The 19887-nt window shown below is 65.8% G+C and carries 25 protein-coding genes, 4 tRNA genes and 1 riboswitch; of the genes, 12 read left to right on the top strand and 17 right to left on the bottom strand.

The window, feature by feature from the left end; genetic code table 11:
- Window positions 1-33: 33 nt before the first annotated feature.
- The 3 genes from C1925_RS08145 to C1925_RS08135 form a co-directional block, all read right to left on the bottom strand.
- Window positions 34-1320 (bottom strand): nucleotide sugar dehydrogenase, encoded by a 1287-nt coding sequence (locus C1925_RS08145; protein ID WP_108768445.1) that lies wholly within the window; start codon window positions 1318-1320, stop codon window positions 34-36.
- Between the two features lie 109 nt (window positions 1321-1429).
- Window positions 1430-1876, bottom strand: coding sequence for a BLUF domain-containing protein (locus C1925_RS08140; RefSeq protein WP_108768444.1), 447 nt, complete (start codon window positions 1874-1876; stop codon window positions 1430-1432).
- A 66-nt stretch (window positions 1877-1942) separates the two neighbouring features.
- Window positions 1943-2971 carry a TraB/GumN family protein gene (locus C1925_RS08135; protein ID WP_108768443.1) on the bottom strand — a complete coding sequence of 343 codons (1029 nt, stop codon included), beginning with the start codon at window positions 2969-2971 and terminating at the stop codon, window positions 1943-1945.
- A 115-nt stretch (window positions 2972-3086) separates the two neighbouring features.
- Between C1925_RS08135 and C1925_RS08130 the strand changes: the two genes are divergently transcribed.
- Window positions 3087-3173: transfer RNA gene (locus C1925_RS08130), tRNA-Leu, on the top strand.
- A gap of 152 nt (window positions 3174-3325) precedes the next feature.
- Window positions 3326-3634: a hypothetical protein gene (locus tag C1925_RS08125; protein WP_108768442.1), complete on the top strand. Its 309-nt coding sequence runs from the start codon at window positions 3326-3328 to the stop codon at window positions 3632-3634.
- A gap of 308 nt (window positions 3635-3942) precedes the next feature.
- Here C1925_RS08125 and C1925_RS20925 read toward each other — a convergent pair whose 3' ends face one another.
- Both C1925_RS20925 and C1925_RS08120 read right to left on the bottom strand, forming a co-directional pair.
- Window positions 3943-4491, bottom strand: a complete 549-nt coding sequence (locus tag C1925_RS20925; protein WP_159097499.1) for a hypothetical protein — start codon at window positions 4489-4491, stop codon at window positions 3943-3945.
- Window positions 4492-4494: 3 nt separating this feature from the next.
- Window positions 4495-4986, bottom strand: a complete 492-nt coding sequence (locus tag C1925_RS08120; RefSeq protein ID WP_254051409.1) for a hypothetical protein — start codon at window positions 4984-4986, stop codon at window positions 4495-4497.
- Window positions 4987-5415: 429 nt separating this feature from the next.
- On the opposite strand from C1925_RS08120, the gene C1925_RS08115 reads away from it, so the two are divergent.
- Window positions 5416-5676, top strand: a complete 261-nt coding sequence (locus tag C1925_RS08115) for a hypothetical protein (protein WP_108768441.1) — start codon at window positions 5416-5418, stop codon at window positions 5674-5676.
- Window positions 5677-6835: 1159 nt separating this feature from the next.
- On the opposite strand, the gene hemN is transcribed toward C1925_RS08115, so the two are convergent.
- Both hemN and C1925_RS08100 read right to left on the bottom strand, forming a co-directional pair.
- Complete coding sequence (hemN, locus tag C1925_RS08105; protein ID WP_108770651.1) at window positions 6836-8245, bottom strand: oxygen-independent coproporphyrinogen III oxidase; 1410 nt, start codon at window positions 8243-8245, stop codon at window positions 6836-6838.
- A gap of 44 nt (window positions 8246-8289) precedes the next feature.
- On the bottom strand, window positions 8290-8730 hold the full coding sequence (locus C1925_RS08100) for a group III truncated hemoglobin (protein ID WP_108768440.1): 441 nt from the start codon (window positions 8728-8730) through the stop codon (window positions 8290-8292).
- A 181-nt stretch (window positions 8731-8911) separates the two neighbouring features.
- Here C1925_RS08100 and C1925_RS08095 point away from each other — a divergent pair, with 181 nt between their 5' ends.
- Window positions 8912-9199, top strand: coding sequence for a hypothetical protein (locus C1925_RS08095; RefSeq protein ID WP_108768439.1), 288 nt, complete (start codon window positions 8912-8914; stop codon window positions 9197-9199).
- A complete protein-coding gene (locus C1925_RS08090) occupies window positions 9196-10245 on the top strand; it encodes a 4Fe-4S dicluster domain-containing protein (protein WP_108768438.1) in 1050 nt (349 codons plus the stop codon). The genes C1925_RS08095 and C1925_RS08090 overlap by 4 nt, the downstream gene beginning before the upstream one ends.
- A 1-nt stretch (window position 10246) precedes the next feature.
- Here C1925_RS08090 and C1925_RS08085 read toward each other — a convergent pair whose 3' ends face one another.
- Both C1925_RS08085 and C1925_RS08080 read right to left on the bottom strand, forming a co-directional pair.
- Window positions 10247-10486, bottom strand: a complete 240-nt coding sequence (locus C1925_RS08085) for a hypothetical protein (RefSeq protein ID WP_108768437.1) — start codon at window positions 10484-10486, stop codon at window positions 10247-10249.
- Between the two features lie 340 nt (window positions 10487-10826).
- A complete protein-coding gene (locus tag C1925_RS08080) occupies window positions 10827-11036 on the bottom strand; it encodes a hypothetical protein (RefSeq protein ID WP_108768436.1) in 210 nt (69 codons plus the stop codon).
- Between the two features lie 78 nt (window positions 11037-11114).
- On the opposite strand from C1925_RS08080, the gene C1925_RS08075 reads away from it, so the two are divergent.
- On the top strand, window positions 11115-11555 hold the full coding sequence (locus C1925_RS08075; RefSeq protein ID WP_234456129.1) for a helix-turn-helix domain-containing protein: 441 nt from the start codon (window positions 11115-11117) through the stop codon (window positions 11553-11555).
- Window positions 11556-11593: 38 nt separating this feature from the next.
- A riboswitch (Fluoride riboswitch) is annotated at window positions 11594-11657 on the top strand.
- Window positions 11658-11739: 82 nt separating this feature from the next.
- A complete protein-coding gene (crcB, locus tag C1925_RS08070) occupies window positions 11740-12132 on the top strand; it encodes a fluoride efflux transporter CrcB (RefSeq protein WP_108768434.1) in 393 nt (130 codons plus the stop codon).
- A gap of 4 nt (window positions 12133-12136) precedes the next feature.
- On the opposite strand, the gene C1925_RS08065 is transcribed toward crcB, so the two are convergent.
- Window positions 12137-12970 carry an AraC family transcriptional regulator gene (locus tag C1925_RS08065; protein ID WP_108768433.1) on the bottom strand — a complete coding sequence of 278 codons (834 nt, stop codon included), beginning with the start codon at window positions 12968-12970 and terminating at the stop codon, window positions 12137-12139.
- A gap of 39 nt (window positions 12971-13009) precedes the next feature.
- A complete protein-coding gene (locus C1925_RS08060) occupies window positions 13010-13546 on the bottom strand; it encodes an ATP-binding protein (RefSeq protein WP_108768432.1) in 537 nt (178 codons plus the stop codon).
- Between the two features lie 260 nt (window positions 13547-13806).
- Here C1925_RS08060 and C1925_RS08055 point away from each other — a divergent pair, with 260 nt between their 5' ends.
- The gene (locus C1925_RS08055; protein WP_108768431.1) at window positions 13807-14883 is read left to right on the top strand and encodes a hypothetical protein; all 1077 of its coding nucleotides are present in this window, start codon (window positions 13807-13809) and stop codon (window positions 14881-14883) included.
- Between the two features lie 62 nt (window positions 14884-14945).
- Complete coding sequence (locus C1925_RS08050; RefSeq protein ID WP_108768430.1) at window positions 14946-15710, top strand: thioesterase family protein; 765 nt, start codon at window positions 14946-14948, stop codon at window positions 15708-15710.
- 29 nt (window positions 15711-15739) lie between these two features.
- Here the strand turns inward: C1925_RS08050 and C1925_RS08045 are convergent, their stop codons facing one another.
- Window positions 15740-16009, bottom strand: a complete 270-nt coding sequence (locus tag C1925_RS08045; protein WP_108768429.1) for a hypothetical protein — start codon at window positions 16007-16009, stop codon at window positions 15740-15742.
- A 156-nt stretch (window positions 16010-16165) separates the two neighbouring features.
- Between C1925_RS08045 and C1925_RS08040 the strand changes: the two genes are divergently transcribed.
- From C1925_RS08040 to C1925_RS08030, 3 genes are read left to right on the top strand one after another with little or no spacing between them, the layout of a single operon-like run.
- On the top strand, window positions 16166-16633 hold the full coding sequence (locus tag C1925_RS08040; protein WP_108768428.1) for a MarR family winged helix-turn-helix transcriptional regulator: 468 nt from the start codon (window positions 16166-16168) through the stop codon (window positions 16631-16633).
- The gene (locus C1925_RS08035; protein WP_108768427.1) at window positions 16630-17382 is read left to right on the top strand and encodes a class I SAM-dependent methyltransferase; all 753 of its coding nucleotides are present in this window, start codon (window positions 16630-16632) and stop codon (window positions 17380-17382) included. The genes C1925_RS08040 and C1925_RS08035 overlap by 4 nt, the downstream gene beginning before the upstream one ends.
- Complete coding sequence (locus C1925_RS08030; RefSeq protein ID WP_108768426.1) at window positions 17379-17807, top strand: thioesterase family protein; 429 nt, start codon at window positions 17379-17381, stop codon at window positions 17805-17807. Before C1925_RS08035 ends, C1925_RS08030 begins: the two co-directional genes overlap by 4 nt.
- A gap of 15 nt (window positions 17808-17822) precedes the next feature.
- On the opposite strand, the gene C1925_RS08025 is transcribed toward C1925_RS08030, so the two are convergent.
- The 5 genes from C1925_RS08025 to C1925_RS08005 form a co-directional block, all read right to left on the bottom strand.
- Window positions 17823-18731, bottom strand: a complete 909-nt coding sequence (locus C1925_RS08025; protein WP_108768425.1) for an ADP-ribosylglycohydrolase family protein — start codon at window positions 18729-18731, stop codon at window positions 17823-17825.
- Window positions 18732-18756: 25 nt separating this feature from the next.
- A complete protein-coding gene (locus C1925_RS08020; RefSeq protein WP_159097498.1) occupies window positions 18757-19443 on the bottom strand; it encodes a DUF998 domain-containing protein in 687 nt (228 codons plus the stop codon).
- 1 nt (window position 19444) lies between these two features.
- A tRNA-Cys gene (locus tag C1925_RS08015) sits at window positions 19445-19518 on the bottom strand.
- A gap of 65 nt (window positions 19519-19583) precedes the next feature.
- Window positions 19584-19659: transfer RNA gene (locus C1925_RS08010), tRNA-Gly, on the bottom strand.
- Window positions 19660-19801: 142 nt separating this feature from the next.
- A tRNA-Gly gene (locus C1925_RS08005) sits at window positions 19802-19877 on the bottom strand.
- Window positions 19878-19887 lie beyond the last annotated feature (10 nt).

Here is a 19887-nt window from a genome sequence, read left to right as displayed (position 1 = left end):
GGTTGCAACCGCCACAGTCTACCGTGCAGGTGTCTACAGGCGGTCGTCGACCACGCTGCGCGGCCAGGCCGACTTCACGTCGTAGACCAGCCCGCCCGGCGCCAGCAGGGCACGGATGCGGTCTTCATCCAGCGCCTTGAAGCTGGCATGGGCCACTGCCAGCACCACCGCGTCGTACTGCCCGGCCTGCGGCTCGGCCACCCAGTGCACGTTGGCATCGGCTAGCGCGGCCGGCCCCACCCACGGGTCGCTCACCTGCACCTGTGCGCCGGCCGACTGCAGACGTTGGGCCAGTTCCAGCGCGCGGCTGTTGCGCAGGTCGGGGCAGTCTTCCTTGAAGGTCACGCCCAGCACCAGGATGCGCGACTGCGCTGCCGCACGACCGCGCTCGGCCAGCATCGCCAGCACGCGGGTGGCGACGTGTTCGCCGACACGGTTGTTGACCTGCCGCGCGGTGTGGATCAGGTCCGGGTGGAACCCCACGCTCTCGGATTTGTGCAGCAGGTAGTAGGGATCCACGCCAATGCAATGGCCGCCGACCAGGCCGGGCCGGAACGGCAGGAAATTCCACTTGCTGCCGGCAGCGTCCAGCACATCCTGGGTGTCGATGCCGAGCCGGTCGAAGATCAGCGCCAGCTCGTTGACCAGCGCGATGTTGACGTCACGCTGGATGTTCTCCACCACCTTGGCCGCTTCGGCCACGCGCATCGACGGTGCCGGGAAGGTGCCGGCGGCGATGATGCGCTGGTACAGGCCGTCGACCACCGCCGCCACCGCCGGGGTCGATCCGGAGGTGATCTTGCGGATATCGGCCAGGCGCCGCTGGCGATCCCCCGGGCTGACCCGTTCGGGGCTGTAGCCGCAGTAGAAATCCTCGTTGAAGCGCAGTCCCGAGCCCTCTTCCAGCAGCGGCACGCACACTTCCTCGGTGGTACCCGGGTAGACCGTGGACTCGTAGATGACCAGGTCGCCGGCGCGCAGATGGCTGGCCACCAGGCGCGTGGCCGAGCGCAGTGGGTCCAGGTCCGGCTGCTCGTACGCATCGATCGGCGTGGGCACGGTGACGATGTAGACGTTGCAGGCATCCAGCTGTGCAGGGTCGCTGCTGTAGCGCAGCTGCACGGCCGCGGCCAGCTCCTCCGGCTCCATCTCCAGGGTGTGATCCTGGCCGCCGCCCAGTTCGGCGATACGTGCCGCGTCGATGTCGTAGCCCAGCGTGGGAACGTGACGGCCGAACGCCACCGCGAGCGGCAGGCCGACGTAGCCCAGCCCGATCACGGCCGGCAGCGGTTGCTGCGCGGCGCCGATGGGCGCGCTCATGGGCGATGCCCCGTGGGCAGCGACAGGGTCTGGGTCATCCGGGTGTCCGCGGTGAAGGCAAGCATGCCCGCAAGGTTAACCGCCCCGGCGGCGACAGGCCACGCCGGGCTCAGGAGCCCAGGCTGACCGCGGCCGGTTCCAGTTCACCGTGGCCGCCGGTCCAGGCCTCCAGCAGCAACGCAAAACCGTGGCTGCTCGACGGCAGCGCGTTGTCGAAGCCCGGCCACGGCGCGGCCACGATGCTGTCCAGCGTAGCCGCATCGATCATGCGGTTGGCCATGGTCCAGCGCGGGAACCAGCGCGACTGCAGGGCGCCCGCAGCCAGCTCGCTGACGCTGCCATGACGGCGCGCATTGAGGATGCGCGCATGCACCGACGCCACGCCATCGCGCGGCCCTTCGATGTACTGCAGGAAGCGGGTGCCATCGAACATCAGCACACCGGTGACACCGGCCATGCGGTTGAAGGTGGTCGCGTCGGCCAGCAGCGCATCGAGATCGGGCACGTCCAGCCCTTCCCTGGCCGTACTGACATAGGCAAACGCATGCAACGCCATCTCCACCACTCCCCTTCCCCTGATACAGGGAAATATGACAGGAAGCTCGGGGACTTCAAGCGCTCGCTATTCCGGCGGCGCCTCGATCACGTAGCCGCGCTGCGTCAGTTCTTCCAGATAGCCTTCGCCCAGCAGCTGGCTGACCGGCACCGTGGCAAACGTGCCGGCATGTCTGGCCAGCGCGGCATCGGCCGCCTGCAACCACCGCGCGCGGACCTGCTGCGGCAGGTTGCTCCAGCCACGGCGGCGCACGAACTCCGAGTCCTGCAGCATTTCGCGGCAGCTCTGCGCCATCGTCGAGGAGGACAGGCGCTTCAACGCGGCGACATCACCCAGCGCCCAGGCATTGGCGCGCTCGCGCAGCACCGGCGCCTGGAACTCCACCGTGTCGAGCGTGCGCTCGAAGCACGCGCGGTCATCCACTTCCGAGGCCTGCAGTTCCTTCAGCGCGCCACGCATGTCGTCGATCTTCAGCTTCACCTGCACGTCTTCCGGCTGCAGGTCATGGGCCTTGTAGACGCGCTTCAGTGCGTCCTTGACCTGCTTGCTGTCGCGCAGGCTATTGCGCTTGAGGAAGGCCTGATACAACCGGCCGGAGGCCACCAGCGGACGCTCCTTTTCCACGCTGCGGTCGTTGCCGAGGTAGGTCTGCTTGAGGCCCAGCCAGCGCGCATAGGTTGGTGCGGGCAGCAGCTGGTCCAGTGTGCGCCCCTGCGGATCACGCGCGGTCTTCTTCGCCAGCGGCAGCAGGGTCAGGCCCTTGAAGAAGCCGATCTTCGCGTCCAGCCCGAAGCCAGGGTCGCCCAGCACGTGGTCGACGCTGGCGATGGTGCGTTCGACTTCATCCGACCGCCATTCCACGCGCGCCGGCAGCGGCGATACCGTACCGAGGATCCACAGGACATGGCCCTGCGGCCCGGTCACTTTCCACAGGCCGGGACCTGGCTGTTCACCGGTGACCTGCACGGTGTCCAGATCGACCACCGCGTCAGGCCCTGCGGGCGGTGGTGCCGGCTGCGCCGACACGGCCCCTGCGGCCAGCCACGCGGCCAGCACCAGCCCACACTTCACCCACTGCCTGCCACGTCCGTGCATGTCGCCATTCCCGGGAGAGTGGGCGGACTGTAACCAGCGCCGCAGCCAGCTGCGTAAAAGCCGCGTTATCCGCCGGCGCGGGCAGCGATTCCGTTACAATCGGCGCGCGCTGCAGGCCCGGATGGCGAAACTGGTAGACGCATCGGACTTAAAATCCGCCGGGGGCAACCCCATGCCGGTTCGATTCCGGCTCCGGGCACCATCGCAGGTTTTGTGGAGCCAACGCGTTCGCCACGATTCACCCCAATCCGACACGAAATCAGTCACTTAAGTTGATCTTGATTTCCTACATCACCACGATTTACCCGGGCTTGCCCGGCCACTCTCCCCAGAAATTCCCCATATGATGCGGCCATGGCCAGCATCCAGAGATCAGAGAACAAGTGGCGCGTCCAGGTGTATGTAGCCGGCGTTCGCGACTCCACTATCAAGTACACGAAGCAGGAGGCTGCGAAGTGGGCTCTTGACCGCGAGGCCGAGTTGCGGGGAGGTATGCTTCCTGATAAGTCGCTGCGCGAAGCCATGCAGCGCTACGTCAAGGAAGAGGCACCCAAGCGAGCCGGCGAACGATGGGAGTCTGTTCGCATCGCGGCTTGGGAAAGATCTCTACCGCTTCTGGACCGGCGCATCGCGGCAATCGACAGTGCGGACATCATTGCGTAGCGAGATGGAAGGCTGAAGCAGGTGAAGCCGGGTACAGGCGCGCGCGAAATGAACCTGATGCGGTCCGTATTCGAGACTGCGCGCCGGGAATGGAAGTGGATTAAGCAAAACCCCATGTCGGATGTGCGTTGGCGCCAGCAACCTAAAGGCCGAGCGCGACGCGTGTCGCCCAACGACGAGGCTGACCTGATCGCAGCGTTTGGGCTCAGTACAGCGCGCGCCAGATCGCGTAAGGCGTCTGGCTTCAATTACGCAAATTGCTTGCGTTAGGCGCCGCCGGCGTGCAACTCCCGGCGGCGCGTTCTACCTCAGCGCAGCAGAAGCTGCGCCTTGGCCATTTCAACGGTCTGGACAGTCACACCGATCGCGCAAGGTCCTGGTCCTGGTGCCATTCTAAATGTGGCCAGTGCACCTCCAATGGTGGTGCCGACAAGCGAATTGGCCCGCGGGTCATGCGGAACCTGAAGAACCAGCAGATTGGGATACTGCGACAGAAGAGTTCGCGTCGAGACGCAGCCTCCGCGAAGGTCAAATGAAAGCTCTTCCAGCTTTCCTGCAGGATCGAGCTGTAGCGCAACATTTGTGCCAGTGAGTCGATCACCGATAGCCAGCTCAGATACTTCTCCGCTAGGCAGACGGCCGTGCTCCAGCGCAACAGCACGCTTGACACTGTCCGCACCCGCCACGGCGGCAAATGAGAGTTGTTCCACCTTTTTCCACAAAGCTTTTTGGTCTTCACGAGAAGCCGGTTTTGAGGCTTTAGGAACGGATAAATCCGTGCCTGCCGCTCGCACGTGCAAAGGCGCCACATGAAGTATCACTAATGCCGACATGGCGGCGAAAAATTTGGTCTTCATAGTTCAGACCTCCGTGCCATAAAGGGATTGTACGCCCACGTTCTCGTCGTACCATCTCCCGTAGAAGGTGCGATAGTTTTCGCCTGTCAATGAATTGGTGTTGTTGTCGCAGAAGCTGCTTCCAACCCTTTCGTCAAGCTTCTCGCCGCCGGCCAATATGAGTGCCTGTAGCTGTGGTGCATTCGAAGCGATAAGTGGAATTTCTGCCATCCCCTCTGATGTATCTAAGATCTCTGATCGGGCTGTCCAATTATTCAGGACAGCACGCCCCTCGTCCGTGCACATGCGCTTGACGAATGCATCCCTGGGCCCTGCCAAGGATGCTGGCGCATCAAAAAAGGCATGCCCCATCTCATGGGAGACCTGGCCCACGGCTCCGTATAGGCCGTGAAGATTGTCAGGAGAACAGGTGTAGTTCATCACGTAAACGACCTTATTATCCTTATCAATCCATGAAGCGTTCGAGTACTGAAAGGTGTAGGGGGCGGTATTCACCTAGTTTGTCAATGTAGACGAACCATAGATCATGAAATCTACGCATTCGCCCAATCCCGTCTGCACGGGCTGCTGCTGCGCTTTTGTTGGCGCGCTTACCACTAAAGCCAACAGCAGTGCCCCAGATATGACCAACTTCATGCATGCTCCTTTGCGAGAAAGTGGGGTCCCCCCTTGCAACGCCACAGCGCTGCGGTTCCGATCTTAGAGGGGTATTTCTCAGCAAGCAAAGCGCGACGCACGTCTCATGAACGGATCCGTGAGTGATGACAGGAGGCTGGTCAAGGCCTAAAGCTTGAGACTCGAGCGAACTCTTGAATTGGTTGAGAAAAATAGACTAGCTCAATTAGCAGTTTCTATTAAAAACGATATTAGCAATCCTTGATCTGCACCCATCAGGCCGGACTCACCGGCCGAGGGGAGCCACAGATGGAAACAGCAAAGCAATCCTGGCGCAGCAGCTACCGAGACGCGCGCAAGCTGGCGCGCTTCATCGTGACCTTCCACGGTCAACTGAGCACACTGCCGGCCAGAGAGCGCACCTTCCCCCAGTGCAGGGGCTTCGGGATTACGCGACTGTCCGGCGACACCCTGGGATGGATCGGCGACGGCCTGTTCGCGCCTAGCATCAAGTGCCAGCGCGCGCGGCTAGCGTGCCTCCGCCATCAGCAACCGATGCTTCCGGCATGAAATCCAACTGCCATCGCAATCGAGCCAGTTACGACCACGAGTCACGGCCGCAGGCATCTACGCTGCTTCGAGTCGGGTGGGTGCTAGTCGCCTGCATCGCAGCCGCAGTCGTGCCACTCCGCATCGCCCGGCCTCCACGCACTGGTTCAGGTCCAGAAGGCCAAGGAGGCGGAGAGCGCCTCTGATGGGAGCGGCCACCATTGGCCGGACGATCTGCGACTCGCTATGCCGGGCGAATCGTTTGCTTCAAGCGTCCAAGAGCTGGTCGATACGCTGCTCTGGATGGAATACGCCAGCCACGTGAGGGAGGTGCGCAATGACGCTGCAGCTGATCGCTGAAGTGCGGTCCGCAGCTGCCCCCCTCCGCCGGCCTGGTGGCACGACCACCGACCGGATCAGCGCCGAGTTGCTCGAACGGGCGGCGCAGACTCTCGCGGTACTGCAGCGCGTGCCGCTGCCGGCCACTACTGTCACGGAGTTTCTGCCGGATATGCGGGACGACTGGACACCAGAGATTCACGGGGCCTGGGCGATCCGTGCGGCCGAGCGCGCGCACGGCATCGGGCCAACATCCCGAACCCACCGGCGCCCAGCTGGGCCGAGGCCCCGGACGGCTACAACTACCGGGCGATGGACAGCGATGGGCGCTGGTTCGGGTTCAAGCGCGGCCGTACACCGGGACATTTGGCAGCTACGACGGATGGGACTGTTAAGAAGGCATCCGCGTGGCGCGTGGGCTGTACTTCTACCCCAAATGGAAGGAAACGCTAGGGGGAAGATCGGAGGCTGCAGATGGCAGATCATGAAACCACGCTCGCCACTCTTGCTGCGCTCATTGAGGGCGACCGTTGGCTCAATGCCGACTCCTGTTCGGTCGTACTGGGCCTAATCACAGCGGAGGGAAAGCCCAATCGGCGAGGGTTCCTGGAGAGTCGCCTGCCGCCCCAGCTTCCCTGCCCCGCTTCAGATCGGTAATGAAAGTGGAAGAGGTCCGAGCTCCTCCGATGGGCGGATGATGAGCGCAGGAGCGGCCGATAAGGCCGTGCTTTCCTCTTTGGCGGCCCTCAAGCACGCTGCCCAAAATTTCCCCAGACTCCCTGTGAAGCCTTGCGCCACAAGGTCTTATGATTCCGGCTCCGGGCACCACGCGCAACACGCCTCAGATCGCCCGCGAATACCGCGGCTGTTCCTGCGCAACGCGCAGATACGGATCGAAGCACATCGCCAGCAGCCGCAGCAGCGGCCTCCCCGGCTCACTGGTGCGCACCACCCCATCGCTGTACTCGGCCAGGCCATCGCGCTGCAGCCGCTGTACGGCCTGCAGATCCTGCGCGAAGTACTCCTCGAAGCGCACGCCATGGCGCTGGGCCAACGCATGGCCATCCACCTCGCCCTGGCACATCAGCTGCTGGATCAGCTCGGCGCGCAGCTGGTCGTCCTCGCTGAGCGCGACGCCGCGCCAGACCGGCAGCTGGCCCTGGTCCACCGCGGCTTCCCATGACGGCAGATCACGCGGGTTCTGGCTGTAGGTCGCGCCCACGTGGCTGATGGCACTGACCCCCAGGCCAAGCAGATCGGTGTCGGCGTGGGTGGTGTAGCCCATGAAATTGCGGTGCAGCTGACCGGCACGCTGCGCGCGCGACAGGTCCTCCTCGGGCAGCGCGAAGTGGTCCATGCCAATGTACTGGTAGCCCGCTGCGGAGAGGCGTTCGACCGCCAGCCCAAGCAGGGCCAGCTTGTCTTCCGGTGAAGGCAGCCGGCTCTCGTCGATCTGCCGCTGTGCGCGGAACAGGTGCGGCAGATGCGCGTAGCCGTACACCGCCAGGCGATCCGGACGCAGCGCCAGCACCAGCTCCAGGGTGCGCCCGAAGCCTTCCAGGCTCTGCCCGGGCAGGCCGTAGATCAGGTCGACGTTGACCGAGCGCATGCCGCTGTCACGGCAGGCCCGCAGGATGTCCAGCGTCTGCCGCACGCCCTGCACGCGGTTGATCGATTCCTGCACCTGCGGGTCGAAATCCTGCACGCCGAGGCTGGCGCGATTGAAGCCCAGGCGCGCCAGCATCGCGACGTCACCGGCATCGATGAAACGCGGATCCAGCTCGATGGAGAAATCGCGCTGTGACGAGTCACTGAAATCAAAACGCCGACGCAGCCCTTCCACCAGCGTGGTCATGGCCTCGGCATCGAGGAAATTGGGCGTGCCGCCACCCAGGTGCAGCTGGATTACTTCGCGCCCGTCATCGAACTGCGGTGCCAGCAGGTCCGCCTCGGCCAGCACCCGCGCAACGTAGCTGTGGCCACGGCCGCGATCGCGGGTGATCACCCGGTTGCAGCCGCAGTAGAAGCACGGGCTGGAACAGAACGGCACGTGCACGTACAGCGACAGCGCGCGCGCCGTCTGGTTGCTGTCGGCGATCGCCTGGCGCAGGGCCGGCGCGTCGAAGCCATCGTGGAAATGCGGCGCGGTCGGATAGGAGGTGTAGCGCGGCCCCGGCCGGTCATGCCGGCGCAGCAGATCAGGGTCGAAGGTCCAGGCAAGGCCACCAGCAGCGGGAGAGAACGTGTCCATGGCGCCAGCATCGCGCCGGCGCGGCGTCCCCGCCTTGACCTTGATCAATCCTGGCCGCGAGCACCCAGCACCGGCAGGCCCACCTGCGGCCAGCGCAGCATCTGGTAGCGGCGCCAGAAGGTCTCGGCGATGCGCTTGGCCACGTCGTCGGCCAGCGCCTGCATCGGCGGGTTGCCGCACTCGGCCGTGGTCCTGTGGAACAGCACCAGCCAGCGGTCGAACAGATCCTTGTCCAGGTCGATGGCCATGTGCTTGGACATCGGCGAACCACTGAAGCGGCGGGTACCGCGCAGCATGGCCGACCAGAAATCGACCAGCTGGTCCAGGTGCGAGGGCCAGTCATGGACATGGCCGTTGAACACCGGCCCCAGCCGCTCCTCCTCGCGCACCCGCGCATAGAAATCGTGGACCAGGCGGGTCACTTCCTCTTCGCTGCACAGCGCCAGCGAGGCGACGGGAAGTTCGGTGGGGGATGCTGCGTTCATCGGGTTACCCAGTACGGATCGGCAGTGTGCCGAAGGCGGCGGCTGCCGCTGTTGATCCAGATCAATGTCGGCGCGGACAGGCCCGCCTAGGCTGACGCGCTTGCAGGACGCATGCCCTGCGGATGCTGCGCCGACCACCGCGAAGTATACGCGCCGCCCTCTTCCTCAGACCTGGGACAGCATGAACACATCGTCTTCCGGCCGCCGCCAGCGGCTGATCCAGCACTGGGGCGCGGTCCTCTGGCCCAGCTTCATCGCCGCCGGCCTGGCCAGCGTGGTGTTCTTCGCCTTCGTCGATCCCCTGCGGCTGCAGGCGATCAGTTTCCCGGGCAGCACGATCAGCCGTGAGCTGGGCTACACCGCGGGGTTCTTCATGTTCTGGGCGGTCACTGCGCTGTCCAGTGCAGTGACCGGCTACCTGCTGCGCCCGATCGGCGATGGCGACGACGATGAGCTGCCACTGGGATGAGCTGCGCCCTGCCCTCCCTGCCGCGCCCCTGGCGCTGGCGTGGCGCCCTCAGTGCCACTCTGCTGGCGCTGTTCTACGTGCTGCCCTGGCTGCGCTGGGATGGACGCCAGGCGCTGCTGCTCGACCTCGCCGCACGCCGCTTCGATCTGTTCGGCTGGACGCTGTGGCCGGATGACATCGGCATGCTGCTGGGCCTGCTGGCGGTGCTCGCCGTGGGCCTGGCCCTGCTGACCCACCTCGCCGGCCGGGTCTGGTGCGGCCACGCCTGTCCGCAGACCCTGTGGATGCGCGCCTTCGACGGCATCGCCCGCGTGCTGGCGCAAGGGCTGCCCCCGCGCGCGGCCACGGTCGCGACCCGACTGTGCTGGGTGCTGCTCTCGCTGTGGACCGGCATCACCTTCGTCGGCCTGTTCAGCCCCATCCACGGCCTGTTCGGCCTGCCCGCCGCAAGCGGCTGGAGCGGGTGGAAAGTGTTCTGGGTGCTGTTCTATGCCGGGGCCACCTACGGCAATGCCGGCTTCCTGCGCGAACAGGTGTGCCGTTCGCTGTGCCCGTTCGCGCGCCTGCAGCCGCTGCTGACCGATCCGCATACCCCGCGCATGCTGTACGACGCGCGCCGTGGCGAACCCCGTGGCGCACGACCTGCCGCACTGGGCGGCGTGCAGGCGCGCGGCCGTGGCCTGCTCGATCCGGTCACCGCGCAGGACTACGTGTTCCGTGCCGCCCATCCGCTGCTGGCGGGGCCGATGCCCACCTTCAGTGCGGACCGGCTGGGGGATTGCACCGACTGCGCGGCCTGCGTGACGGCCTGCCCGATGCAGCTGGACATCCGCCATGGGCCCCAGGCCGATTGCCTTGCCTGCGGTGCCTGCCTGGAAGCGTGCGCGCAGCAGCAGCACCGCGCCGGATTCGGCCCGGGACTGGTGCGTTACTGCAGCCCGCAGGTGATGGCCGGGCAGGCGCCGCGCTGGTGGCGCACACGCACCACCGTGCTGGCATCCCTGCTGGCGGCCCTGCTGGCGTGCGGCGCCTGGCGCCTGTGCTGACTCAACGCGGGCGGCTGCTGCCGTCCGGCGGCACCAGCTGGGCACGGCGGACGATGCCGAGCTGCTCGATGATCAGCGCCAGATCGTTGGTCACTTCGGTACGCTCGGTTCCCTGCGGAACCAGGCGATCAAGCACCTGCTGGTAGGTATCCCAGAACGCCGGACCGCATCCGTGTTTGTGATAACTGGCTTCCAGTTCGCGGCGTACCCGTTCAGCCAAGCCATTCATGCCGTATTCCATACGACCTCCGTTGGACTTGTCCTGCATCTTTGACGGTCAACCGATCTACGTGCGTGGTACTGAAAGACTCCCGGCCTTCACAACCGGTTGATGCCAATTAGTCATAATTTTCACGACAGGTCAATTACAGGGTGCGACTTTTGTGATTGAAATTATTAATCGTTCATGATCTGAGCAACTGGGCCGCCCCGCCCCGCCGTCGCGCCAAAGCCGACACCCTCGCCCGACACGCATTCCGCCGCGCCCCTGCCGCGCCGGTTTCAATCGAATTCAACTATGGCGATAAGCGCGCTTAACAAATCGGCATAACCACGCTAACCGCGACAGTTTCAGTCGTTACTTAGATGGTTTCTACCTGTTCGCTCTTTTCCGCGGGAAACAGACTCGGATAGCGCTGCTGCAGCATGTAGCGCCGCAGCGGCGGAATCGGAAAGTCGCGGGGCCATTGGGAGACAGCGGATCTGCTGATTCCAAAGAGCCTGGCCAGCTCGGCGTCGGTCTCCAGTCCCAGCCGGTTGCGCACCTGACGCTTGCACCAGATTTCGTCCATTTTCGATCTCTTTCGTCATCAGACTTATTCTGGTGGCAAGGATTCTTTTGAATCCACGCGTTAAGCTGGCTTGCATAGATGAATACTCTTGGACAACGACTCGCCGCCGCCATGAAGGATGCCGGGCACCCCCGCCCGGCCGACCTGGCCCGCGCTGCGCAAAGCACCACCGCCACCGTCAGCAACTGGCTCAACGACAACGTCAAGGCCGACCACGTAAAAGCCGAGCAGCTCTTCCGCATCGCCGATGCAGTGAAGATGGATCCGCGCGAACTGCTGTTCGGTCCGGTCGATGGCGCGGTCGGCGAACGCGGCAGCGCCTATATGTACCTGCCCAGCGAGGCCTATCTGGATGTGTGGGAAACCGCCTATGAGCTGGTGGCCAACATCCTCGACCGGCGCGGGCTTGATGTTGGCTTCCGCCGCCAGGCATCGCTGGGGTTGATGGCCAACGATCTGCTGCGCGAAGGCATCAGCCGCAGCAAGGTCGCCCGCGTGGTCGCCACCGCCCTGCCCTGACAGATTCCTGCCCAGCGCCGCGTCGCGCTGGTAGCATGGCGCGTGATGGGGATGGGGCTCCCCCGATAACCGCCTGAGATGGCTGATGGCTCCTGTTGTTGACGAACCCGGCGTTCGTCGATGGCAGGCCGTGCCCGCCATCGCATACGCCGTCGATCCTGCCAATCAGCATTCGAGGCAAACGATGCAAGCACTGAACAACTATGCCCTGGTCTTCCTGGGAGGCGGCGCGGGCGCGTGCCTGCGCCACGCCTGCAACCTGCTCGGCGCGCGCGTCGCCGTCGGCAGCCCGTGGCCCTGGTCGACCTTCCTCATCAACATCAGCGGCGCACTGTTGATGGGCGTGGTGGTGGAGGCCTTCGCCCTGCGCAATGGCGCCTCGCCGCAGCTGCGGCTGCTGCTGACCACCGGCATCCTCGGCGGCTACACCACCTTCTCCACCTATTCGCTGGAAATCGGCCTGCTGCTGCAGCGCGGCCAGCACGGGCTGGCGGCGCTGTATGCCGGCGGCTCGGTCGCACTTGGCCTGGCCGGTCTGTTTGGCGGCATGAAGCTGGCCCGGCTCGCGCTGGGCTGAGCGCTCAGGCGGCGCTGGCGCGATCCTGTTCGCGCCACTGCCGTGGCGACTGACCGGTGTGCGCCTTGAACGCACGCGACAGCGCGGCTTCGCTGCCGTAACCGACGTCGTCGGCAATCCGCTTCAACGGCCGCCCTTGGCGCAGCGCCTGCTGGGCCAGGCTGACACGCCAGCCCTGCAGGTACTGGCCCGGCGTGGTCCCCATCGCCTCGCGGAAACTGGCGGCGAACACGCTGCGCGACATGCCGGCCGTTTCCGCCAGGTCCTCCAGCGTCCAGGCCTGCGCCGGCGCCTCGTGCATGGCCACCAGGGCCAGGCGCAGGCGCGGGTGGCCGAGCCCGGCAAACAGGCCGCCGCGCATCTGCCCGCCTTCCATCAACTGCCGCAGCACCTGGATCATCACCACCTCAAACAGGCGGTTGACCATCACCGTGCGCCCGCAGCGCTGCTCGAACGCTTCCTCGAACAGCAGATCCAGCGCGGCGCTGCCGCCATACAGATCCGTCAGCGGCATGCAGATGAAATCGGGCAACGCCGCGCTGATCGGATTGAGCCGGCCGCCTTCGAAATGCAGGTTGGCGCAGGCCATGTCGGCACCGTGCTGCGGGTCGGTACTGAACCGGTGCGGCATCGGCCGCGGGTACAGCAGCAGGCTGGGCACATCCACCTGCACGGTCTGCTGGCCATGGCTGACCTGCACCGGCCCGCGCCGCACCAGGTGCAGCTGGCCGGCCTCATCCTCGCCCGGCAGGCTGTTGATGCCGCACAGCGCGCCGGCATGGAATACCGAGGCGTTGACCGCGAAACGTTCCAGCAGGATGGCAAGGCGGTCGACCATGACGGGACTCCGGATCAAGCAGATGATGACTGATGCGACCTATCGTATCGAATCCGGGATCATGAAACCGTCGGCGGCGTAGCGGATCACCTGGAAGCCCTCCTCCTGCGCAGGCGCAACGAAATGCCGGGTGATCTGCTCGAACTCCTCGTCGCTGGCCCGGAACGGATGCTCGCCGCGCGCGTTGCGGGCGCGCAGCCGCGCCTTGCACACCGCATCATCCACATCGAGGAAATGCAGCGCGTGTGCGGCAGTGACCGCCTCGAACACCTCGCGCGCCCAAGCGCGGGTGGCCGCCGTGTTGAACGGGAAGTCGAGCACCACCGACACCCCCGCCCGCAGCAGCGCCCGCAGGTGAGGAGCCAGCACATCGCGCAGCAGGGCCGCGCGCTGCAGGTAATCGGCGACGGAGCGGATCTGCGCCGGATACAGCGCTGCAAGCCAGGCGTCCTCGCTGATGAGGACCGTGCCGGGCGCCTGTGCCAGCTGCCTGCACAGGGTCGATTTGCCGGCACCGATCTTGCCGCACACCAGGTGCAGGGTCGGGGTGGCGTGCGCGGGTGAAGCGGTCTGCATCGTTGATCTCCTCGGGGATATCCAATGCCCGGGGGAGAGGACCATGCAATCCGCCCTCCCGTGGCGGGTTGCATGGCCGTGGCGACCGCGCGCTACCCCGCCTTCCCGTGGGGAATGCGGATAATCGACGCGGTGCGCTTGATGACCATGCACCGAGGGTAGATCGGCGGCACCACGCCGCGCAACATCCTGCGGCAGCGCAGCGCGCGTGCCCCGCCCCCAGGCCCTATGCTCGGCGCACCCCAGCACGGATGACTGCGATGCGCGCCCTGCTCCCCCTGGTCCTGGCGATCGGCCTGCTTCCCACCAGCACCCTGCACGCGGCCGCGCCGCCAGCGCCGCGCACGTTCAGCGGTGAACTGCAGGGCGCCCCCTGGCGGCTGGATGTTCCCGCGCAGTGGAACGGCGAGCTGGTGATGCTGGCCCATGGCTATGAACCGGTGGGCGTGCCGCGCGAGACGCCGATGGCGGCTGCAGACAGCACCCAGGCACTGCTCGATGCCGGTTATGCCGTCGCCCAGAGTGCCTACTCCAGCCAGGGCTGGGTGGTGGCCGATGCGGTGGCCGACATGGAGCGCCTGCGCCAGCACGCACTGGGCGAACTCACGCACGTGCGCCGCACCTGGATGCTCGGTTTCTCGATGGGCGGCGCGGTCACCGTGGCCAGCCTGGAGCGCCATCCGCAGGGCTATGCCGGTGGCGTCTCGCTGTGCGGCGCCAACCTGCCCGGCGACGTGCTGGCTGGGGATCTGCTGACCACCCTGGTGGCCTTTGACTACTTCTTCCCCAAGGCCGAGGGCCTGCCGGCCGGCGGCCTGCTGTCGAGCGAGGCCGGCGCGCTGCCGCAGATGGCGCTGTACCAGGGCATCGCTGCCGCACTGGCGACTCGTCCGGCACAGTCCGCACAGCTGGCCACGCGGCTGCAGGTCGCACCCGATGCACTTGCCGGTGCGATCAGCCTGCACGCATTGGTCCTGCACGAACTGGCGAAGCGCGCCGGTGGCATGCCGGCCGGCAACATCGGCATCGTCTACAGCGGCTTCGGTGACGACGCGGCCTTCAACGCGGGCGTGCAACGCGTGCAGGGCACAGCCGTGGGGCAGGCGTACGTGCGCGACCGTCTGGCACTCAACGGTGCGCTGCAACGGCCACTGGTGATCCAGTTCAACCATGACGATCCGAGCATCGTGCCGCGCATGCAGGCGGTGTATCCGCAGCTGGTGGCACGTGCAGGCAGCGCATCGAAACTGCATGTACTGCCTCCCGTCGGCGAAGGCCATTGCGGTTTCTCCGGCGCGCAGGTGGTGGATGCACTGAAGGCGGCTTCCGCGCACTGAGGCTACGATGGAGGCACGGCGCAGTGCGCGTCGCGCACTTCATTCCACTGCCCTGTGAGCCCATGGCCTTCTTCGAACGACTGAGCGACACCCGCTACCTGCCGACCGCACACGTGGGCGGCGCCTGGAACACCAACGAGCAGCACATCGCCCCGGCGATGGGATTGCTGGCCCACCACCTGGAACGCGACGCCGCGGCGCGAGGGCACGGCTTCCTGATCGGCCGCCTGTCCTACGACATCCTCGGCACCATTCCGATCGAAGCGATGGACGCACACGTGCAGATACTGCGCGGCGGCCGCACCATCGAACTGGTGGAAGCCACCCTCAGCCACCAGGACCGCGCCGCCCTGCGCGTGCGTGCGTGGCTGATGCGCCCGAACGATACCGCGGCGATTGCCGGCACGCCGCTGGCGCGCATCGCAGCTGCCGACACGATGCCCGAATGGGATCCGGCGACGGTGTGGCCGGGCGGCTTCATCGAGAACGTGCAGATCCGCCGCGATGACCACGGCCCCGGCCGTGCGACCTACTGGGCACGCGCGAAGCAGCCGCTGCTGGACGGCGAGACGGTAAGCCCGCTGGCCCGCGCCGCCACCCTGTTCGACCTGTCCAACGGCATGGCCGTACGCGCCGATCCAAAGGACATCGCGTTCCCCAACCTGGACCTGACCGTGCACCTGTTCGGCACGCCGCAGGGCGACTGGCTGGGCTTCGACACCTCGGTGTCGTTCGGCAGCGAAGGCATCGGCCTGACCAGCACGGTGCTGCATGACGAACGTGGCCCGATCGGCAGCATCGGGCAGGTGCTGACCGTGCGCCCCTGAGCGCAGCCGCGCAGATGCAGCGGGCGGCGTCAGCCGCCCAGCGTGCCCATGGTGAAGGTGTAGCCCGAGCGCATCAGGAAATCGCGCATGCGCAGTTCAGCGCGACGCGGTGATGGCAGATCGGAGGGCCCATACAGGGCGTAGACCACGCCCGAGCCTTCGATGCTCTCACGGCGCACGCCGCAATGGCGCGTTTCGGCCGCGATCACCCAGCCGTCCTTCAATTGATCCGGCCCGATCGACTGACCGTTCTTGAGCCGGAATGTCAGCCAGCGCACATCCGCAGTGGATCTGCTCATCGCTGGCCTGCCGCGTGCTGCATGCGGTCTTGCATGTCCCTGCGTGCCATTGCTGCTCCCGAATACCGAAGCTCGACCATACCCCCTTCTCATGTCGTCCCGGTTTGAGATTGGTGACGCTTGCACATGCATTAGCGCTAATGCATATTGCCTCTTATGAATCGAACTGTCGGACTGGGCGAACTGCTCCGCTACACCGCCGAACTCGTGGACCAGGGGGCCGAAACGGTCTACCGGGACATGGGCCTGGACTACCGCGCGCGCTACACCCCGGTGATGCGCGCCATTGCCGGTGGCGCCCGCACCGTAGGCGAGATCACCGACGCCAGCCGCCTCACCCAGGGCGCGATCAGCCAGACCGTCGGCCTGATGATCCAGCAGGGCCTGCTCGAACGCCTGCCGATGGCCGAGGACGCACGCAAGAGCGCGCTGGCTTTCACCGCCGACGGTCGCGCACTGCTGCGCCGGCTGGAGCCGCACTGGTCGCTGGTATTCGAGGCGATCGGCACGCTGGAGGCGGAGATCGGCCATCCCCTGCTGGACGTATTGGAGGCCACGGCATCGGCACTGGAACACAAAGGCTTCGCCGCGCGTCTGACCGAAGTGCGAGGACTGCATCCATGAATGCCGCCACTCCCACCAACTGGTTCGACGCAGGTGGCAGCGCCTACGCCGCACATCGCCCCGACTACCCGCCTGCCCTGGCCGACTTCCTGGCGCAGGCCTGCAGCACGCACGCGCTGGCCGTGGACGTAGGCTGCGGCACCGGCCAGCTCACCCGCCTGCTCGCCCCGCACTTCGACGCGGTCGTGGGCCTGGACTCCAGCGCCGACCAGCTGCACAGCGCCGCTCCTGCGGCGGGTGTCAGCTACCAGCAGGCCTCGGCCGAACACCTGCCCGTGGCACCCGGCAGCGCCAATCTCATCACCGTTGCCCAGGCCGCGCACTGGTTCGACCTGCCGGCGTTCTACGCGCAGGTGCACGAGGTGGCGGCTCCGGGAGCGGTCATCGCACTCATCAGCTACGCCACACCGCAGCTGGAGCCCGACCTGCAGCCGCGCTTCGCCCGCTTCTACGCCGATGACCTCGGCGCGTACTGGCCGGCCGAACGCCGCCAGGTCGACAGTGGCTATGCGGAACTGGAGTTCCCCTTCGCCGAGTTCGACTACCCGCCGCTGGCCATCAAGCGCAACTGGACCCTCGCCGATACCTTCGGCTACTTCGGCACCTGGTCGGCGGTGCGCCGCGCGCGCGAAGCCGGACAGCAACCGATGCTGCAGGCCTACGCGGAAGCGTTGGCCGCGCAGTGGGGCGACCCGCTGCAGCGCCGCGCGATTTTCTGGCCCATCAACATGCGGATTGGACGGCTATGACGACGATTGTTTCCCTGCAGCCAGGCGTGCGCTTCGAGGCGTCCCAGGTGGTCTCGGCGAATCAACTGGTACCGAACGTGGCGCCGGACTGGCCCGGCTTCGTCGGCATGCCACCGGTGTTCGCCACGGCGATGATGATCGGCTTCATCGAACAGACCTGCATCCAGGCCCTGGCCCCGTATCTCGACGCCGGGCAGGCAACGGTCGGTACGCACGTCGATGTCAGCCATGTCGCGGCCACGCCGCAAGGCATGCGGGTGAGCGCGCAGGTGGAGCTGGTCGCCATTGAAGGGCGCACCCTGCTGTTCAAGGTGCGCTGCGAGGACGAAGGCGGATTGATCGGTGAATGCCTGCACCGTCGCGCGATCATCGACAGCGCGCGCTTCCTGCAGAAGCTTGCAACGAAGACCCCGCTGCCAGGCTGAAGCCTCCGCAGGCAGCTACGCGTGCGCGGCCTGGTTGCGCTGGTAAAGCGCATCGGCCAGCACCTGGATTTCCGCGCGCATCGCCAGCACCTGCAGCCAGTGCGCGGGGATGCCGGCCGCACCATGGAAGGCACCGGCCAACTGGCCGAGCACCGCGGCCGTGGTATCGGCATCGTCGCCCAGGTTGGCCGCTTCCAGCACCGCAGCGGCGAACGTGTCGTGCCGATGGAAGCACCAGAACGCCGCCTCCAGGCTGTCCACCACATAGCCACTGCCGCGGATCTGCTCTCGGCTTGCCTGCTGGTACTGCCCGGCGGCGATCTGCTGCAGGCGCTCGCCCTGCACCGGGACGTCACGCAGATCCAGCACGGCCTGCTTCGATTGCCCATCCAGCGCACGCTCGATCGCGGCTGCCAGCAAGCGGCATGCATCCAGGCATTCGCGCGTGGCATGGGTGGTTCGCGAACTCAGCTCGGCCATCGCCGGCAGTTCCGGCGTTCCGGCATAGCGCAGCACCACCGGCGCCAGGCGCATGATCGAGCCATTGCCTGCACTGCGCGGGTCTTCATTGCCCGACAGCGGCTGCCCGCTGAGCAGGAACTGGTCGATGGCCGCGCGCGTGGCCATGCCGATGTCGAAGCACTCACCGGTCGCGCTCCAGTAACCGTTGCGATACCAGTTGGCATAGCGGGTCATCTGGTCGCGCGTATCGAATTCATCGCAACGCACCAGGCTTTCGGCCAGGCACATCGCCATCGAGGTGTCGTCGGTCCACTGCCCCAGCTTCAGATTGAACGGGCCACCGCCGACCATGTCGGTGAGCGGGGTGAAGCTGCCGCGCGGCTTGAATTCCACCGTGGTGCCGACGGCATCGCCGCAGGCCAGTCCGAGCAGTGCGCCGCGGAAGTTGTCGATCTGGTTCATGCCTTGAGTGTAACCAGACACACCATCAGCTGCTGCCGGACAGCCGTCGCAGTTCCAGTGCGGCGAACGTGTACCAGCCAAATGCCGGCAACAGCGCGATGCGCTGGGTCAGCCCGTGCCAGGGCTGCGGATCGAAGCCCGACAGCATCAACCAGAGATAGGCCATGCCCAGCAGCGAAGCGGCGCGTGCCACCCAGGCGATGCGCCTGGAGGCATCGGCACCGAGCTCAACCAGGAACAACAGCGGCGTCAGGATGGAAAAGATGCCGATGGAGTACATGCCGTGCAGCGGGCTGCCGGTGGTGAACACCCCGTTGCTGAGCATGGCCACGCCGAACAGCATGGAGGTGAGCGCGGTGAGTGCGAAGCGGCGGCCCCAGCCCAGCAGCGCAAGACTGAAGACGATGATGGCCGCGCCATTGACCGCGATGCAGGCCGTCAACATGTTTGCCGGCAGGCCCGGCATCAGCCCCATCTCGCTGAGGTGCTGCGAGAGCGAGCTGTAGCCGGGCACGGTGAAGCCGAACGCGATTGCGGCGAACATTGCACCGAGGGGAAGGTAGATTGCCTGCCGGATTGCCAACGCGCGCACTGCCCGCCCCTCTTCCTGAGTGTGACGGCGGACGTTAGCAGGGGCGTCTGCGGGCCAGCAGTGCGGTTTGGCAGGGGGCCGCGCAAAGAAAAAGCCCTGACCGGAGTCAGGGCTTTTCAATTGGAGGCCTCAAGCGGAATCGAACCGCTGTAAACGGATTTGCAATCCGGTGCATAGCCACTCTGCCATGAGGCCAACGTACTGCGGCCAGGAACGATGCCCCTGACATGACAAAACCCCGCGATGGGGCCTGTCGAAACTGGAGCGGGAAACGAGACTCGAACTCGCGACCTCAACCTTGGCAAGGTTGCGCTCTACCAACTGAGCTATTCCCGCGTAAGCCGCCATGGTACCGGAAATCCGGAACACACACCAGCGATTTCACCTTTCTGACTGCGCGCAAAGCCTTGTGGCCCAACGTGCCCCGCCTTGCCGAGGCGGGAGAAAAACAAGGCCCCTACCGGGGCCCTGTAGAATCTGGAGCGGGAAACGAGACTCGAACTCGCGACCTCAACCTTGGCAAGGTTGCGCTCTACCAACTGAGCTATTCCCGCAGATTCCGTT

This window comes from Stenotrophomonas sp. SAU14A_NAIMI4_5 (assembly GCF_003086795.1).
GTDB lineage: Bacteria > Pseudomonadota > Gammaproteobacteria > Xanthomonadales > Xanthomonadaceae > Stenotrophomonas.
Note: the sequence above shows the minus strand (reverse complement) of the source record. Positions and strands in the feature narration are given on the sequence as shown.